Raw genomic sequence first — 15,662 nt, 5'->3', positions numbered from 1 at the left:
ACTACAACCACCTGCGGCGATGGTTGTCCAGCCGAGGGATCCGGCACCGCATCTCCCGCAGAGGCATCGAGACCTCGCCACGGCTCGGCCGGCCACCGCCGGACGATCGAACGCACCATGTCCTGGATCGCCGGATGCCGACGCCCGCACCGCCGCTACGAACGCACAGCCGACCACTTCCTGGCATTCACCAGCATCGCCTGCACTCTGATCTGCTGCCGCAGACTCGCCAAAACGTCGCGGACCCAACGGATCCCGGTTCTCGATGTGCCGGCGGCGGCGGAACCACGCGGCGAGCCGTGCCGGCCCGGCCCGGTGCACGTGCAGGTTCGTGATAGCGCAGACGGTCACCTTCGTCGGCACCTGGATCGACGTGATCACCGAGACCAACACCGACGAAGGCACGATCGCGGTCTCCCTCGACGGAGCCTCGCAGGGCACCGTCAACGCCAACGCCACCAGCCGCCACGTCCAGCAGACCGTCTACACGGTCAGCGGTCTGACGGCCGGACGGCACACCCTCACCCTCACCAAGAACAGCGGCGCCTTCATGGTGATCGACCGGTTCGACGTGAAGTCACCCGAGGCGGCCGCGACCGCACGCCGACGCTGCCCGTGCCGACATCGGCACGGGCAGCGCCTTTTCGAATCCGGGCGACCGGAGGACTAGCCGTCCAGCGACGTCATCACGTGCTTGATCCGCGTGTAGTCGTCGAAGCCGTACGCCGACAGGTCCTTGCCGTACCCGGACTTCTTGAACCCGCCGTGCGGCATCTCGGCGACCAGCGGAATGTGCGTGTTGATCCACACGCACCCGAAGTCGAGCTTCTTCGACATGCGCATCGCACGCCCGTGGTCCTTGGTCCACACCGACGACGCCAGCGCGTACTCCACGCCGTTGGCCCACTCCACGGCCTGCTCCTCGTCGGTGAAGGACTGGACGGTGATCACCGGCCCGAAGATCTCCCTCTGGACGATCTCGTCGTCCTGCTTCAGCCCGGACACGACGGTCGGCGCGTAGAAGTACCCCTTCTCGCCGACCTGGTGGCCACCGGCCTCGACCTTCGCGTGGGCGGGCAGCCGCTCGATGAAGCCGGAGACCTGCTTCAGCTGGTTCGGGTTGTTGAGCGGGCCGAAGAGTACGTCCTCGTCGTCCGGCCGGCCGGTCTTCGTCTCGGCGGCCGCCTTCGCGAGCGCGGCCACGAACTCGTCGTGGATGCCCTCCTGGACGAGGACACGTGTCGCCGCCGTACAGTCCTGGCCGGCGTTGAAGAAGCCCGCCACCGAGATGTCCTCGACGGCCTTGGCGATGTCGGTGTCCTCGAAGACCACGACCGGCGCCTTGCCGCCCAGCTCCAGGTGGACCCGCTTGAGGTCCTTGGACGCCGACTCGGCGACCGACATGCCGGCGCGCACGGAGCCGGTGATGGACGCCATCGCCGGGGTCGTGTGCTCGACCATCAGCCGGCCGGTGTCACGGTCGCCCGTGATGACGTTGAAGACGCCCGTGGGCAGGATGGAGCCGATGATGTCGGCGATGAGCACGGTCGACGCGGGGGTCGTGTCCGAGGGCTTCAGCACGACCGTGTTGCCCGCGGCGAGCGCCGGGGCGAACTTCCACACGGCCATCATCATCGGGTAGTTCCACGGCGCGACCTGCGCGCAGACGCCGATCGGCTCGCGGCGGACGATCGAGGTCAGCCCCTCCATGTACTCGCCGGCGCTGCGCCCCTCCAGCATCCGGGCCGCACCCGCGAAGAAGCGGATCTGGTCGACCATGGGCGGGATCTCCTCGGACCGCGTGAGTCCGATCGGCTTGCCCGTGTTCTCCACCTCGGCCGCGATGAGTTCCTCGGCACGCTCCTCGAACGCGTCCGCGATCTTCAGCAGGGCCTTCTGACGCTCGGAGGGGGTGGTGTCGCGCCAGGCCGGGAAGGCCGCGGCGGCGGCCGCCATCGCGGCGTCGACGTCCGCCGCCCCGGACAGCGGCGCGGTCGCGTACGCCTCGCCCGTCACGGGGTTGACCACCTCCGTGGTCCGTCCGTCGGCGGCGTCCCGGAACTCACCGTCGATGTAATTGCGCAGACGACGCAGCTCGGTGCTCACTGCCGGCCCTCCAAGTTCGAGTGGATCCAACGTGTCCATTGGCTGAGACACCACCCTAATCCGCAAGCCCACGTTTTCAACACCCCCGATCGCCGGAAGACTACGAAATCCGCAGGTCTTAGTCACGTAAACAACGAATTTCATTGGTCTGCCCTTGCGGAACGGTCGAGACGTCGTGCACAGTGAGCTCGTGGCCAGTCGAAGCGCAGAGCACAGGGACTCCCGCGAGTCCAGAAACGGCACTCCTCATCTGGATGCCGTCTCCCTCGCCATCATCGAACAGCTCCAGGAGGACGGCCGCCGGCCCTACGCCGCGATCGGCAAGGCCGTCGGCCTGTCCGAGGCGGCCGTGCGCCAGCGCGTCCAGAAGCTGCTCGACCAGGGCGTGATGCAGATCGTCGCCGTCACGGACCCGCTCACCGTGGGTTTCCGCCGGCAGGCGATGGTCGGTGTCCACGTCGAGGGCGACCTGGACCCGGTGGCCGAGGCGCTGACGGCCATGCCGGAAGTCGAGTACGTGGTGATGACGGCGGGCTCGTTCGACATCCTCGCCGAGATCGTCTGCGAGGACGACGACCACCTGCTGGACGTCATCAACAAACGCATCCGGGCGCTGCCCGGCGTGCGCTCCACCGAGAGCTTCGTCTACCTGAAGCTCAAGAAGCAGACCTACATGTGGGGAACCCGATAACCGTGAGGACCCGATAACCGTGAGCACCAAGGACCTCAGCCGCACCGCGTACGACCACCTGTGGATGCACTTCACCCGCATGTCCTCGTACGAGAACTCGCCGGTCCCGACCATCGTCCGGGGCGAGGGCACGCATATCTACGACGACAAGGGCAAGCGCTACCTCGACGGTCTCGCGGGGCTGTTCGTGGTCCAGGCCGGCCACGGCCGCGTGGAGCTCGCCGAGGCGGCCTTCAAGCAGGGGCAGGAGCTGGCGTTCTTCCCGGTGTGGTCCTACGCCCACCCGAAGGCCGTGGAACTGGCCGAGCGCCTTGCCGACCAGGCCCCGGGCGACCTGAACAAGGTCTTCTTCACCACCGGCGGCGGTGAGGCGGTGGAGACCGCCTGGAAGCTCGCCAAGCAGTACTTCAAGCTGACGGGCAAGCCCAACAAGTACAAGGTCATCTCGCGCGCGGTCGCCTACCACGGCACCCCGCAGGGAGCCCTGTCGATCACGGGCCTGCCGGCATTGAAGGCCCCGTTCGAGCCGCTCGTCCCGGGCGCGCACAAGGTCCCGAACACCAACATCTACCGCGCCCCGCTCTTCGGCGACGACCCGGAGGCCTTCGGCCGCTGGGCCGCCGACCAGATCGAGCAGCAGATCCTCTTCGAGGGCCCGGAGACGGTCGCCGCGGTCTTCCTGGAGCCCGTGCAGAACGCCGGCGGCTGCTTCCCGCCCCCGCCCGGATACTTCCAGCGGGTGCGCGAGATCTGCGACCAGTACGACGTGCTGCTGGTCTCGGACGAGGTCATCTGCGCCTTCGGCCGCCTGGGCACGACCTTCGCCTGCGACAAGTTCGGCTACGTCCCGGACATGATCACCTGCGCCAAGGGCATGACCTCGGGCTACTCCCCGATCGGCGCCTGCATCATCTCCGACCGCCTCGCCGAGCCGTTCTACAAGGGCGACAACACCTTCCTGCACGGCTACACCTTCGGCGGCCACCCGGTCTCCGCGGCCGTCGGCCTCGCCAACCTCGACCTGTTCGAGCGCGAGAACCTCAACCAGCACGTGCTCGACAACGAGGGCAACTTCCGCTCGACCCTGGAGAAGCTGCACGACCTGCCGATCGTCGGCGACGTCCGCGGCAACGGCTTCTTCTACGGCATCGAGCTGGTGAAGGACAAGCACACCAAGGAGTCCTTCAACGAGGAGGAGACGGAGCGCGTCCTGTACGGCTTCCTCTCCAAGGCCCTGTACGACAACGGCCTGTACTGCCGTGCCGACGACCGCGGCGACCCGGTCGTCCAGCTCGCCCCGCCGCTGATCTCCAACCAGGAGACCTTCGACGAGATCGAGCAGATCCTGCGCGCGACCCTGACCGAGGCGTGGACGAAGCTCTGATCTGCGTGGACCGGTCCCCGTGGACCGATCTTCGTTCTGGATGATCAACACCGGCCCCGGTGCCGCCCGTTCGAGTGAGAAACGGGGGCCCGGGGCCGTGTGCTGTCCGGCATCCACACCTGAACTGCCTAGCGTGCCGAGTGACCGATCGGCCCTGTCTTCGTTCCCCCGCACGGGGGATGTGGCACGGCAAAAACGGATCTGAACCGAGGTGTACGCGGATGGTGGCCCCGCCGGACAACGACGTGCTCTGGGCACGAGCCCTGCACTTCCAGCACAGGGACGGCTCGCCCGCGCTCAGCGGCGTCTCGATCGGCGTCAAGGTGGGCGAGATCCTCGCCGTCAGCGGCCCCCGGGGCAGCGGCAAGACCACGCTTCTGCGCTGCCTGTCGGGCCTGGTCCCGGCCCAACGCGGCGAGGTCTGGTTCAACAGCGCGCCGGTCCACACCATGGGCCCCCTGGCCCGTGAGCGTCTGCGCCGCGACCGGTTCGGCTGGATCGACCCGGCCCCCGTGCTCGTCCCCGAGCTGAACGCCTGGGAGAACGCAGCGCTGCCCCTGATGCTCCGCGGCACCAGCCGCCGCCGCGCCAAGACGGCCGCCCTGGAGTGGCTGGAGCGCCTCGACGTCGGCGACAAGTCCCGTCGGCGCCCGCACGAACTGAAGCAGGCCGAGCGGCAGCGCGTGTCGATCGCCCGGGCCCTCGCCCCGGCCCCCACCGTCCTGTTCGCGGACGAGCCCACCGCCCCCCTGCACCGCGCCGACCGCGCCCACGTCCTGCGCACGCTCACCACGGCGGCCCGCTCGCACGGCATCACGGTCGTCCTGGCCACCCACGACGCGGAGACCGCGGCCCTCGCCGACCGCACGGTGTCGCTGCTGGACGGCCGGCGTGTGAACACGGTCCATCTGCCCCCGGCCGCCGAGACGGAAGGCCGGGCCGCGTGCTCGCTCTCCGTCTGACCCGCGGCGCCCACCCGGCCGTACAGCTGCGCCGCGTTCTGGTGGCGCTGGCGTCGGCCGGCACGGGCTTCCTTCTGCTGTGCGCCCTCGGCTACGCGATGAGCCACGCGGAGAACCCCTCCGGCTCGGCCCTGCGTCTGGCCTGGTGCCTGACCCCGCTGGCCGCCACCGTCCACCTCGCGGTGGCGGTGGCCCGCACCGACCCGGCCACGAAACCGCGCCCCGGCCTGTCGGCCATCGGCCTGGGCCCAAGCCGCCTGATGACGATCTCGGCCATGACCACGGCCCTGTCGTGCACGCTGGGCTCGCTGCTGGCCCTCCTGCTCTTCCTCCAGCTCCGCGGCGACCTCACGGGCCTGCCCTTCGACGGCGCGGCCTCGGCCTTCCTGGCCGCCGACCAGCCGTTGCCCCTCCCGGCGTCCCTGACCCTGCTGGCGCTGGTCCCGGCGATCTCCTCGGTGACGGTGGCGCTCGTGCTGGCCCCGCGGTACGCGAGGCCGACCGCGGCACGGACGGCAGCGCGCCGTTACGGCCGCTTCGGGGCGTACGGCCGGTCGGTGGCACGGGAGACCTTCGGGACGTACGGCCGCTTCGGCGCCCACCGGCGGGGCACGGGCCACCGTCCCGCCGCCGCACCGCCGTCCCAAGGCCACCCCGCCTCTTCGGAACCGGCCCCCGTCACCGCCACGCCCGACTCCGACCCCACCCAGCCCGCGGCGCCCCACAGCGCCCCCGCGGGCCTGCCCTGGGGGATCTCCGTACTCACCGTCGGCCTGGCCGTTCAGGCCTACGCGGGCAGCACCTCGGCCGTACCCGGGCTCGCCCTCCCCGGCGGCCTCACATCGGGCACCCCGGCGGTCGTCGCCGGCTGGGCCCTCACCGCCCTCGGCCTGGCTCTCGCGGGGCCCGGCCTGACCCACTTGTGCGGCCGTCTCCTGCAGGCGGCCCGCCCCGGCGCCCTGCGACTGCTCGCCGGCCGCGTCCTGATGGAGGAGGCCACCCGCATCGGGCGCCCGCTCGGCGTCGTCAGCGCGGCCGCCTCCGGCGCGTTCGCCATGACGGCGCTGTACCAGACCAGTTCACCCTCCCTCGGCCCGCTCACCACCGTCGGCACGTTTCTCGTCACCGGCTGCACCGTCGCCACGCTGCTCACCACCGCCGTGGAGGCCAAGCACGCCCGGGCCGACACCACGGCCGCCCTGTTGCGCCTGGGTGCCCCCACCACGATGCTGCGCGGTGCCGCCGCCCTCCGTGCGGGCACGCTGCTCGCCCTGTTCGGCCCGCTGACCCTGATCGTGGCGGAGCTGGCGGCCCTGCCACTCGCCCGCTGAGAACGCGTACGAAAAAAATCCCGGGGCCCGATGAGTTCCGCACGGGCCCCCGGTCTACCCCACCGAAAGGCACGCATCCGACGGGAGACCTCACATGTACCAGCAGATGATCTTCGTGAACCTTGCCACCAACGACGTCGACGCGTCGAAGAAGTTCTTCACGCAGCTCGGCTACACGATCAACCCGCAGTTCAGCACCGACGACTGCACCTGCGTCGTGATCAGCGACACCATCATCGCGATGCTGCTCGGCAAGCAGCGGTACGCGGACTTCACGAAGAAGGAGATCGCGGACTCGACGAAGACCAGCGAGGTGCTGATCTGCCTGAGCGCGGAGAGCCGCGAGAAGGTCGACGAGCTGGTGGACAAGGCGGTCGCGGCCGGCGGCACCGCCAACCCAGACGTCCAGGACCACGGCTACATGTACGGCCGTTCCTTCGACGACCTCGACGGCCACTCCTGGGAGGTCGTGTGGATGGACCCGGCGGCCGTCCAGGGCTGAGGACTTCGCGCGAGGACGCCGTGCCTAGCATGGGGCCGTGCAGACGAGCCCGGCCCATGCGGCCCACCACGACGAGCGCGAGATCGAGACGCTCGAGGACTTCGACGCGACCGTCTCGGCCCGCGGCACCCTCTCCGGCTACCGCGTGCAGGGCGTCGATCTGACCGACCGCACGCGGGAGTTGCTCACCACCGCCACCGCCGAGGCCGTCTTCCTCGGCTGCCCGATGCGCGAGGACGCGGCGGCGAAGGTCCGCGCCGACGGCGCCCTGCTCTTCCCGCCCGTCCCGCATCTGCCCTTCGACCCGTACCGCGGTCGTCTCTACACGCCCGACGAACTGTTCGCCTCACTGGACAAGGGGTACGAGCGGACACCGGACGCCCTCGCGTACACCTGGTTCCAGCGCACCAAGGCCGACGGCGACATCTACGCCTCGATGCTGCGCGCCGTCCACGACGACTCCGTCTCCGACGCCCTCGACGAACTCCTGCGGGGCGCACGGGTGGTGGGAGTCATGGGCGGCCACGCGATGGCGCGCGGGACGGGGTCGTACGCCGGTGCGGCGCGCCTGGGCCGGGAGCTGAGCCGCGGCGGGTTCACGGTGGCGACGGGCGGCGGACCGGGGGCGATGGAGGCGGCGAACCTGGGCGCGTACGCGGCGCCGTACGACGACGCCATGCTGGACGAGGCCTGCGAACTCCTGGCGAAGGCACCGTCGTTCTCGCCGTCGGTCAGCGAGTGGGCACGGTGCGCCTTCGAGGTGCGCGCCCGCTGGCCGAAGGGCAACCACTCGATCGGCATCCCCACCTGGTTCTACGGCCACGAGCCGCCGAACCCGTTCGCCTCGCACATCGCCAAGTACTTCGCCAACGCCACCCGCGAGGACGGCCTGCTGGCCCGCTCGAACGCGGGCGTGGTCTTCCTGCCGGGCGCCGCCGGCACCGTACAGGAGATCTTCGACAACGCGACGCCCAACTACTACGAGTCGCGCGGCGAACCGACGCCCATGGTGCTCGTCGACCGCGCGCACTGGACGGACCGGCTGCCGGCCTGGCCCCTCTTGCGGGCACTCGCCCGGGAACGCTCGATGGAGTCCCGTATCACCCTCGTTGACCGGATCGAGGAGGCTCCGGAGGCGTTGAAACGTCTCGCTGGTTAACGAGTGTGCAAAGTCAACGGCCCAGGTCCGCCTTTGCATTGACACTCCTTATGGAACGCTTATAAACCTATGAGTCTCATGGGGTACGTGAGGCTTCACCTCGACTGTCGCCTCACTTCCCGCCCCGTAAGCCCCCCGCAGTTGCGCATCCCGTGAAGGGCAAACGTGTCCATAACTCGCCTTACCGCACGTCGTTCCGTGCAGATCCTGGGCGTTGCCGCCGCCTCCTCCGCGCTCGCGCTGAGCGCCGCGGGCAGTGCACTCGCCTGCAACATCAGTGAGTTCTCCGCCGAAGCCAAGTGCGACGGCAGCAAGGGCGTCATCTCGGTCACCGACCAGGACGCCTCCGGTACCGCGGCAACGGTCACCGTGTTCCTCGAGAGCAACGGCGCCGACGTGCAGAAGGTCGGCGAGCAGGAGGTGACCGGCTCGCGCGAAGGCACGGTCGTCACCTTCTCCGAGGACTGGAAGCCGAACGCCGAGTACCGCGTCCACGTCTCGGCCGGCAAGGGCGATCGCAAGATCGTCGACAAGGACATCACGCCGAACCTGACGACCCCGTCCGAGGGCTGCTCGAAGGACGAGTCGACGCCGCCCGCGACCCCGTCGCCGTCGGAGTCCACCACGCCGCCGGCCGAGGAGTCCCCGACTCCGACCCCGTCGGCCTCCGAGAGCACCACCGCTCCGGCCGGCGCCCCGAGCAACGCGCCGTCCCCGGCGGCCGGTGACTCGAACCTCGCCGAGACCGGTGCGAACTCCAACACCGGCCTGATCGCCGGTATCGCGGGCGCGCTGGTCGTGGTCGGCGGCGGCGCCGTCTTCTTCGGCATGCGCCGTCGTGGGGCGAACAGCAGCAGCTGACGCCTCTCTCAGAACACCGCTGTGGCCCGTCCCCGTATCCCCGGGGGGCGGGCCTCAGTCGTTCAGAAGCTCGCCCGCTCCAGCCAGAACTCCAGCAGCTCCCGGTCGCCGAGGACCTCCAACTCAGGGCTGTCCAGCGGGAGTCGGCCGTAGAAGGCGAGGAGGAGCGGGGTGAGCGGGCCGCGCAGGGCGACGTCCGCCTTCTCGTGGCCGCGGTGCCAGGAGACGCCGTCCTCGGTGAGTTCGACGACCCACTCGGCGTTCAGTCCGGCGGCGGTGTCGGTGGCATGGAGATGGATGCTGCGACCGGGTCCGCGCAGCTCCCGCCAAGCAGCCTCGTCCGGCTCCGCCCGCTGGGACCATTCCACGATCTGCAGCCACTCGTCGATCGTGTCGGCGGCCACCTCGGGCGCCACCTCGTACGGCAGCCCGGCGGCCAGTGTGGCGTCCGCCCGGTGGACGGTGATCTCGTGCGCCATACGTCGCGCCCAGAAGCCGGACGTGTGGATCCCGGACCAGGCCCACACCTTCGCGTCGGGCCCGGCCTCGCGCAGCGCGCCCACCGCCAGCTCCCCGGCCTCCGCCAGCCAGGCGTCGAGGGCTTCGGCGTCCCCCGGGTTCTCGGGGCCGTCGCCCCGCGGTATCTCCTCGTCGGGGACGTTCTCCTCGGCTCGTTTCCGCACCAGCGTCCCAGCCCAGCGCAGGACGCCGCCCATGTGCAGGTTGAGCTGTTCCAGGGTCCAGTCCGGACAGGTCGGGACGGTCGCGGACAGATCGGCGCCGCTCGTGACCACCGCCCTCAACTGTTGGACCTGGTGGGCGATCTCGTCGCAGTAGCGATCATGTGTAAGTAGGGTCATGCCGGTCACCCTACGGTCGCTCTCCTCAGCCGAGCACCACGATTTCGGCGGCATCGAACTCCACTCCGACCGCCTCCCCCACCTCGGGCGCCTCCCGCAGCGCCACCGCCGCCTCCAGCCTCGGCGCGTCCTCCGGCTGCAGTTGTACGGCGACATGAGTGCCCTTGAAGGTGCGTGCGGCCACCGTGCAGCGCAGGCCCTCGTCGGCGGGGACCAGACGCACACCGGCGGGGCGTACGAGGAGGGTGCGCGTCCCCTGCGGGGCATCCTCGGTCACCGGCAGCTTGCCCCAGGGGGTGTCCGCGGCCGCACCGCTCACGGTCCCTTCGACCACGTTGTCGAAGCCGAGGAACCGGGCCACGAACTCGTCCGCCGGTCGCTGCCACACCTCAAGTGGCGTACCGGACTGGGCGATCCGCCCGTCCCGCATCACCACGACCCGGTCGGCGAGCGCGAAGGCCTCGCCCTGGTCATGTGTCACGGCGAGGACCGTGGTGCCCAACCGGCCGAAGAGTTCCCTGAGTTCGACGACCAGCCGCTCCCGCAGCGAGCGGTCGAGCTGGCCGAGCGGCTCGTCCAGCATCAGCAGCCGCGGGCGGGGCGCGAGCGCACGGGCCAGCGCGACACGCTGCTGTTCACCGCCTGAGAGCGAGGCGACGGCCCGGCGGGCGGCACCCGGAAGGCCGACGAGTTCCAGCAACTCCCGTACGCGCTCACCCTGTTGAGGACGTGACGCCCCGTGCATCCGCAGCCCGAAGGCGACGTTCCCGCCCACGTCCCGCTGCGGGAACAGCTGATGGTCCTGGAACATGAGACCCACCCCACGCTTGTGCGCGGGCACGTCAGACTGGTCCCGCCCGTCGAGCAGCACCCGCCCGCCACCCAGGAGTTGCAGCCCGGCCACCGCCCGCAGCAGCGTCGACTTGCCACTGCCGCTGGGCCCGAGCACGCACACGATCTCGTGCTCCGCGACATCGAGGCCGACGGCGTCGAGCACAGCCCGCCCGCCGAACCGCACGGTCACGTCTTCCAGGCTCAGCAGCATCTAGAACTCCCCGGTCCGGTCGGTACGGAGCCGCTCGAGCACCAGCAGCGCCACCGCGCACACCACCATCAGAATCGTCGAAAGGGCCATCGCCTGGCCGTAGTTGAGATCGCCGGGCCGGCCGAGCAGTCGCGCCACGGCGACCGGCAGCGTCGGGTGGTCGGGCCGCGCGATGAACACCGTCGCCCCGAACTCCCCCAGCGACACCGCGAACGCGAACCCGGCCGCGACCAGCAGCGCCCGCCGCACCATCGGCAGATCGACCTCTCGCCACACCCGCCAGGGCGACGCCCCGAGCACCGCCGCGGCCTCCCGCAGCCGCCCGTCCACGGCCCGCAGCACGGGCAGCATGGTCCGTACGACGAAGGGGACGCCCACCAGCGCCTGCGCGAGCGGCACCAGGATCCAGGACTGACGCAGGTCCAGCGGGGGCTCGTCGAGGGCGATCAGGAAGCCGAAGCCTACGGTCACCGCGGAGACGCCGAGCGGCAGCATCAGCAGCGCGTCGAAGCCGCGGACCAGCCGGCCCGCGTCCCTGCGCGTGAGGGCCGCGGCAGCGAGAGCACCGATCACCACGGCAATGGCGGTGGCGGCGAGGGCGTACTGGAGGGAGTTGCCGATCGCCTGGATCGGCGGGACGAGGAAGGTTCCGCCGTCCTCGCTCGTGAGCGCCCGGTAGTAGCCGAAGCCGGGTGCGTCCAGCGACCGTTGCACCAGGACGGCGAGTGGCAGCACGAGCAGGACGGCGATGGTGCCGAGGACCCCGGCCAGCAGCGCCCACTGGCCGGCCCCGTGCGGCCGCCGGGCCGTGGTGTTCGCGTCCACCAGCCGCAGCGCGGTCTCCCGCCGCCGTACCGTCCAGGCGTGCACGGCGAGGATCGCGCCCACCGCCACGAACTGGACGATCGTGAGCACGGCGGCCGTGGACAGGTCGAAGATCTCGGAGGTCTGCCGGTAGATTTCCACCTCCAGCGTGGAGAAGGTCGGCCCGCCCAGGATCTGCACCACTCCGAAGGAGGTGAAGGTGAACAGGAAGACCATGAGCGCGGCGGCGGCGACCGCGGGCGCGAGCGCGGGCAGCGTGACCCTGCGCCAGGCATGGAAGCGCGTGGCGCCCAGCATCCGGGCCGCCTCCTCCTGACGCGGGTCGAGCTGCGCCCACAGGCCGCCGACGGTCCGCACGACGACGGCGTAGTTGAAGAAGACGTGCGCGAGCAGGATGGCCCAGACGGTGGTGTCCAGCCGTACGCCCCACAGCTCGTCGAGGAGTCCCCCGCGTCCGACGAGGGCCAGGAACGCCGTACCGACGACGACGGTCGGCAGTACGAAGGGGACGGTGACGACGGCGCGCAGGACCTGCTTGCCGGGGAAGTGGAAGCGCGCGAAGACGTACGCGCCGGGCAGCGCGACCATCAGCGTGAGCGCGGTGGAGGCGAGGGCCTGCCAGGTGGTGAACCACAGGACGTGCCGGATGTCGGACTGCGCGACGACGTCCGCGATCCGGCCGAACTGCCAGGCCCCGTCGACCTTGAGCCCGCGCGCCACGATCGCGGCGACGGGCCAGGCGAAGAACAGCGCGAAGAACGCGACCGGCACGGCCATGAGCCCGAGCCGCGCCGCGTTCTGGCGCCTGCGGGGCGCTACTTCAGTACGAGTGACGTCCACGACTTGACCCACTGGTCACGGTTGGCGGCGATCCTGGCCGGGGCGATGGTCTCGGGGTCCTTGGCCGGCTGCCCGTACTTCACGAACTCCGGCGGCACCTGAGCGCCCTCCCGCACCGGGTAGACGAACATGTTCAGCGGCATGTCCTCCTGGAACTCCTTGGTGACCAGGAAGTCGAGGAACGCCTTGCCGCCCTTGCTGTTCTTGGCGTTGCTGAGCAGCCCGGCGTACTCGACCTGCCGGAAGCAGGTGCCGTACGACGTCCCGGTCGGCGCGGTCTTCGGCTTCGGGTCACCGTAGATGACCTCGGCGGGCGGCGAGGAGGCGTACGACACGACGAGCGGCCGGTCGGCCTTGGCCTTCTTGCCGCCGGCGGACCCGGAGAACTCGTCGTTGTACGCCTGCTCCCAGCCGTCGACGACCTTGACGCCGTTCGCCGTGAGCTTCTTCCAGTAGCCCTGCCAGCCTCCCCCACTCTCGGCTCCGCCCGAGCGGGAGGTGCCCCCATCGCCGTACCTGGCCGCGGTGCCGAGCAGGAATCCGAGGCCGGGCGAGGAGGTGGCGGCGTTCTCGGTGACGAGGAGGTTCTTGTACGCGGGCTTGACCAGGTCGTCGAACGACTGGGGCGGGGCCAGCTTGTGCTTGCTGAAGTACGCCTTGTCGTAGTTGACGCAGATGTCGCCGGAGTCGATGGGCGTGACGCGGTGCTTGTCCTGGTCGACCCGGTACTGCGCCTGGATCTGTCCCGCGCCCTTCGCCTCGTACGGCTGGAAGAGGCCGTTGTCGAGCGCCCGCGACAGCAGGGTGTTGTCGACGCCGAAGAAGACGTCGCCCTGCGGGTTGTCCTTGGTGAGGATGGCCTTGTTGACGGCCTGTCCGGCGTCGCCGTCCTTGAGGACGTGGACCTTGTAGCCGGACTGCTTCTCGAAGTCGGCGAGGACGCTCTTCGAGACGGCCCACGAGTCGTGGCTGACGAGGGTGACGGACTTGGAGTCTCCGGACCCGCCGCTGCCGGACGACGACCCGCACGCGGACAGCGTGATCAGGCCGAGGCCGACCGCGGCGGCCACAAACGTCTTGGTGTGCACTGAATTCCTCCTGGCTGGCCAGGAAGAGACGCGGCCCTGCCCGGGACCGTCGGGGAGATCCTCCGGTTCCCGGGCAGGGCGCAACAGCTTGAGTGAAGACCGAACTTCCTACCCAGAATGACCTGGGCAAGGTTCAGAGGGTCTGCGGCCCGGTTGCCGCACTCTCAGCGCTGTGGCGCTCCCCTGTCGGAATATGAAGATATGCGTACGGGGTCAGGTTACCGGGTCACCGCTCGGTGGCCGCGAGCTGGCCGCAGGCTCCGTCGATCTCCTGGCCCCGGGTGTCCCGGACGGTCACCGGCACGCCGTGCGCCGCGATGGCCTCGACGAACGCCTTCTCGTCCTCGGGCCGCGAGGCCGTCCACTTCGAACCCGGCGTCGGGTTCAGCGGGATGAGGTTGACGTGCACGGGCTTGCCTTTGAGCAGCCGGCCGAGCCGGTCACCGCGCCAGGCCTGGTCGTTGATGTCGCGAATGAGCGCGTACTCGATGCTCAGCCTTCGCCCGCTCTTCTCGACGTACTCGAACCCGGCGTCGAGGACCTCGCGCACCTTCCACCGGGTGTTGACGGGGACGAGGGTGTCGCGCAGCTCGTCGTCGGGGGCGTGCAGAGAGATGGCCAGCCTGCATTTGAAGCCCTCGTCGGCGAACCGGTGGATGGCCGGGACGAGCCCGACGGTCGACACGGTGATGCCGCGCTGCGACAGCCCGAGCCCGTCGGGGGCGGGGTCGGTGAGCGCCCGGACGGCACCGACGACCCGCTTGTAGTTGGCGAGGGGCTCGCCCATGCCCATGAACACGATGTTGGAAAGCCGCGCGGGCCCCCCGGGGACCTCCCCGTCCCGCAGCGCCCGCATCCCGTCCACGATCTGATGGACGATCTCGGCGGTGGACAGATTCCGGTCGAGGCCCGCCTGCCCGGTCGCACAGAACGGGCAGTTCATCCCGCACCCGGCCTGCGAGCTGATGCACATGGTCACCCGGTCGGGATACCGCATGAGCACAGACTCGACGAGCGTCCCGTCAAACAGCCGCCACAGCGTCTTGCGGGTCGTCCCCTCGTCCGTCGACAGATGCCGTACCACGGTCATCAGCTCGGGAAGCAGCACCTCCTGCAGCTTCCCGCGCGAGCCGGCCGGAATGTCGGTCCACTCCGCCGGGTCGTGCGCGAACCGCGCGAAGTAATGCTGCGAGAGCTGCTTGGCACGAAACGGCTTCTCGCCGATCTCGGCCACCGCTTCCTTGCGCTCGGCAGGCGTGAGGTCGGCAAGGTGCCGCGGCGGCTTCTTGGCTCCGCGGGGGGCGACGAAAGTGAGTTCTCCGGGTGCAGGCATAACCCTTCCAGTGTGGCAGATCATCGCCGGGAGCCCAGGCCGGAGCGGGGTGGGGGTGGTCACCTGTGGGTGCCGACTGTCGGCGTTGGTCGGCTTCGGACGGCCCAGGGACCGTCCGAGAGCGCTGCTCACTGCTGTCAGAGCACGTTGAACCCTCTGAGAACGTCCGGAAAGATCAGCAACGCGCTGGTGAAGGTAGTACCACCTCCGAACATCGCCACCTGCCACGGCGTGTTGATCTTGAGGCAGACACTGAAGCCGAGCATGCCGCACACGAGAGACACGATGCACACAAGGACAGCGCATCCAATGTCGTGGTCACTCGGCACCTCGGGGAGGCCAAGTACGCCCACGACTTGCTGGAAGTCAAGGAAGGCCGCCAAGAAGCCACCCGCTGCGGCGCAGAAGGACTTCCAGCCGTACAGGCCCGGATCTTGGAATACTTCTCCTTGCGGGACGATTGCGTCCATGGCGGCGGACTTCTGGTAGCTGTACGAGAGCCAGTACGCAACGATCGCGCACGCCAGGCTGGTCATCACCTTGATCGCAGTCAACAGCGGCATCATCGACGACTGGTCGCTCATGGCAACCCCCAAGGGGCACAGTAGGACAGGCAGGGCAGGACGGGCAGGCGAAAAGACGGCCCCGGAGGGCCAGCTCGTCGACCCCCGAGCT

Annotated in this window: 15 protein-coding genes and 1 pseudogene; 9 read left to right on the top strand and 7 right to left on the bottom strand. The window is 69.8% G+C overall.

Annotated features, from left to right (window positions below; genetic code table 11):
- Window positions 1–38 precede the first annotated feature (38 nt).
- Both OOK07_RS31380 and OOK07_RS31375 read left to right on the top strand, forming a co-directional pair.
- Window positions 39–216, top strand: a pseudogene (locus tag OOK07_RS31380) (IS5/IS1182 family transposase); the annotation flags it as partial.
- A gap of 115 nt (window positions 217–331) precedes the next feature.
- On the top strand, window positions 332–670 hold the full coding sequence (locus OOK07_RS31375) for a hypothetical protein (RefSeq protein WP_266799794.1): 339 nt from the start codon (window positions 332–334) through the stop codon (window positions 668–670).
- Here OOK07_RS31375 and OOK07_RS31370 read toward each other — a convergent pair.
- Window positions 667–2,106, bottom strand: coding sequence for a gamma-aminobutyraldehyde dehydrogenase (locus tag OOK07_RS31370; RefSeq protein ID WP_266799792.1), 1,440 nt, complete (start codon window positions 2,104–2,106; stop codon window positions 667–669). The two genes, OOK07_RS31375 and OOK07_RS31370, sit on opposite strands and share 4 nt — an antisense overlap.
- 175 nt (window positions 2,107–2,281) lie before the next feature.
- Here OOK07_RS31370 and OOK07_RS31365 point away from each other — a divergent pair, with 175 nt between their 5' ends.
- From OOK07_RS31365 to OOK07_RS31335, 7 genes are all read left to right on the top strand, one after another.
- The gene (locus tag OOK07_RS31365; protein WP_266685116.1) at window positions 2,282–2,797 is read left to right on the top strand and encodes an Lrp/AsnC family transcriptional regulator; all 516 of its coding nucleotides are present in this window, start codon (window positions 2,282–2,284) and stop codon (window positions 2,795–2,797) included.
- Between the two features lie 19 nt (window positions 2,798–2,816).
- Window positions 2,817–4,181 carry an aspartate aminotransferase family protein gene (locus tag OOK07_RS31360; protein ID WP_266685115.1) on the top strand — a complete coding sequence of 455 codons (1,365 nt, stop codon included), beginning with the start codon at window positions 2,817–2,819 and terminating at the stop codon, window positions 4,179–4,181.
- Between the two features lie 221 nt (window positions 4,182–4,402).
- Entirely contained in the window at window positions 4,403–5,143 is a 741-nt protein-coding gene (locus tag OOK07_RS31355; RefSeq protein WP_266685113.1) for an ABC transporter ATP-binding protein, read from the top strand.
- Window positions 5,125–6,474: a hypothetical protein gene (locus OOK07_RS31350; RefSeq protein ID WP_266799789.1), complete on the top strand. Its 1,350-nt coding sequence runs from the start codon at window positions 5,125–5,127 to the stop codon at window positions 6,472–6,474. The genes OOK07_RS31355 and OOK07_RS31350 overlap by 19 nt, the downstream gene beginning before the upstream one ends.
- 94 nt (window positions 6,475–6,568) lie before the next feature.
- Window positions 6,569–6,976 carry a VOC family protein gene (locus OOK07_RS31345; RefSeq protein WP_266799788.1) on the top strand — a complete coding sequence of 136 codons (408 nt, stop codon included), beginning with the start codon at window positions 6,569–6,571 and terminating at the stop codon, window positions 6,974–6,976.
- A gap of 37 nt (window positions 6,977–7,013) precedes the next feature.
- On the top strand, window positions 7,014–8,135 hold the full coding sequence (locus OOK07_RS31340) for an LOG family protein (RefSeq protein WP_266799786.1): 1,122 nt from the start codon (window positions 7,014–7,016) through the stop codon (window positions 8,133–8,135).
- A gap of 165 nt (window positions 8,136–8,300) precedes the next feature.
- Window positions 8,301–8,996, top strand: a complete 696-nt coding sequence (locus OOK07_RS31335) for an LAETG motif-containing sortase-dependent surface protein (RefSeq protein WP_266799785.1) — start codon at window positions 8,301–8,303, stop codon at window positions 8,994–8,996.
- Between the two features lie 62 nt (window positions 8,997–9,058).
- Here the strand turns inward: OOK07_RS31335 and OOK07_RS31330 are convergent, their stop codons facing one another.
- The 6 genes from OOK07_RS31330 to OOK07_RS31305 all read right to left on the bottom strand — a co-directional run bounded on the left by OOK07_RS31330 (window position 9,059) and on the right by OOK07_RS31305 (window position 15,571).
- Entirely contained in the window at window positions 9,059–9,856 is a 798-nt protein-coding gene (locus OOK07_RS31330) for a maleylpyruvate isomerase family mycothiol-dependent enzyme (RefSeq protein ID WP_266799783.1), read from the bottom strand.
- Window positions 9,857–9,881: 25 nt separating this feature from the next.
- Complete coding sequence (locus tag OOK07_RS31325) at window positions 9,882–10,901, bottom strand: ABC transporter ATP-binding protein (protein ID WP_266685106.1); 1,020 nt, start codon at window positions 10,899–10,901, stop codon at window positions 9,882–9,884.
- On the bottom strand, window positions 10,902–12,503 hold the full coding sequence (locus OOK07_RS31320) for an ABC transporter permease (protein ID WP_266685105.1): 1,602 nt from the start codon (window positions 12,501–12,503) through the stop codon (window positions 10,902–10,904). It lies immediately after the preceding gene.
- Between the two features lie 38 nt (window positions 12,504–12,541).
- Window positions 12,542–13,654: a thiamine ABC transporter substrate-binding protein gene (locus tag OOK07_RS31315; protein WP_266685104.1), complete on the bottom strand. Its 1,113-nt coding sequence runs from the start codon at window positions 13,652–13,654 to the stop codon at window positions 12,542–12,544.
- Between the two features lie 226 nt (window positions 13,655–13,880).
- Window positions 13,881–14,987 (bottom strand): dual-specificity RNA methyltransferase RlmN, encoded by a 1,107-nt coding sequence (gene rlmN, locus OOK07_RS31310; protein WP_266799781.1) that lies wholly within the window; start codon window positions 14,985–14,987, stop codon window positions 13,881–13,883.
- A gap of 137 nt (window positions 14,988–15,124) precedes the next feature.
- On the bottom strand, window positions 15,125–15,571 hold the full coding sequence (locus OOK07_RS31305) for a hypothetical protein (protein ID WP_266799779.1): 447 nt from the start codon (window positions 15,569–15,571) through the stop codon (window positions 15,125–15,127).
- Window positions 15,572–15,662: the final 91 nt, after the last annotated feature.

The organism is Streptomyces sp. NBC_00078 (genome assembly GCF_026343335.1).
In the GTDB taxonomy this organism is placed as follows: domain Bacteria; phylum Actinomycetota; class Actinomycetes; order Streptomycetales; family Streptomycetaceae; genus Streptomyces.
Note: the sequence above shows the minus strand (reverse complement) of the source record. Positions and strands in the feature narration are given on the sequence as shown.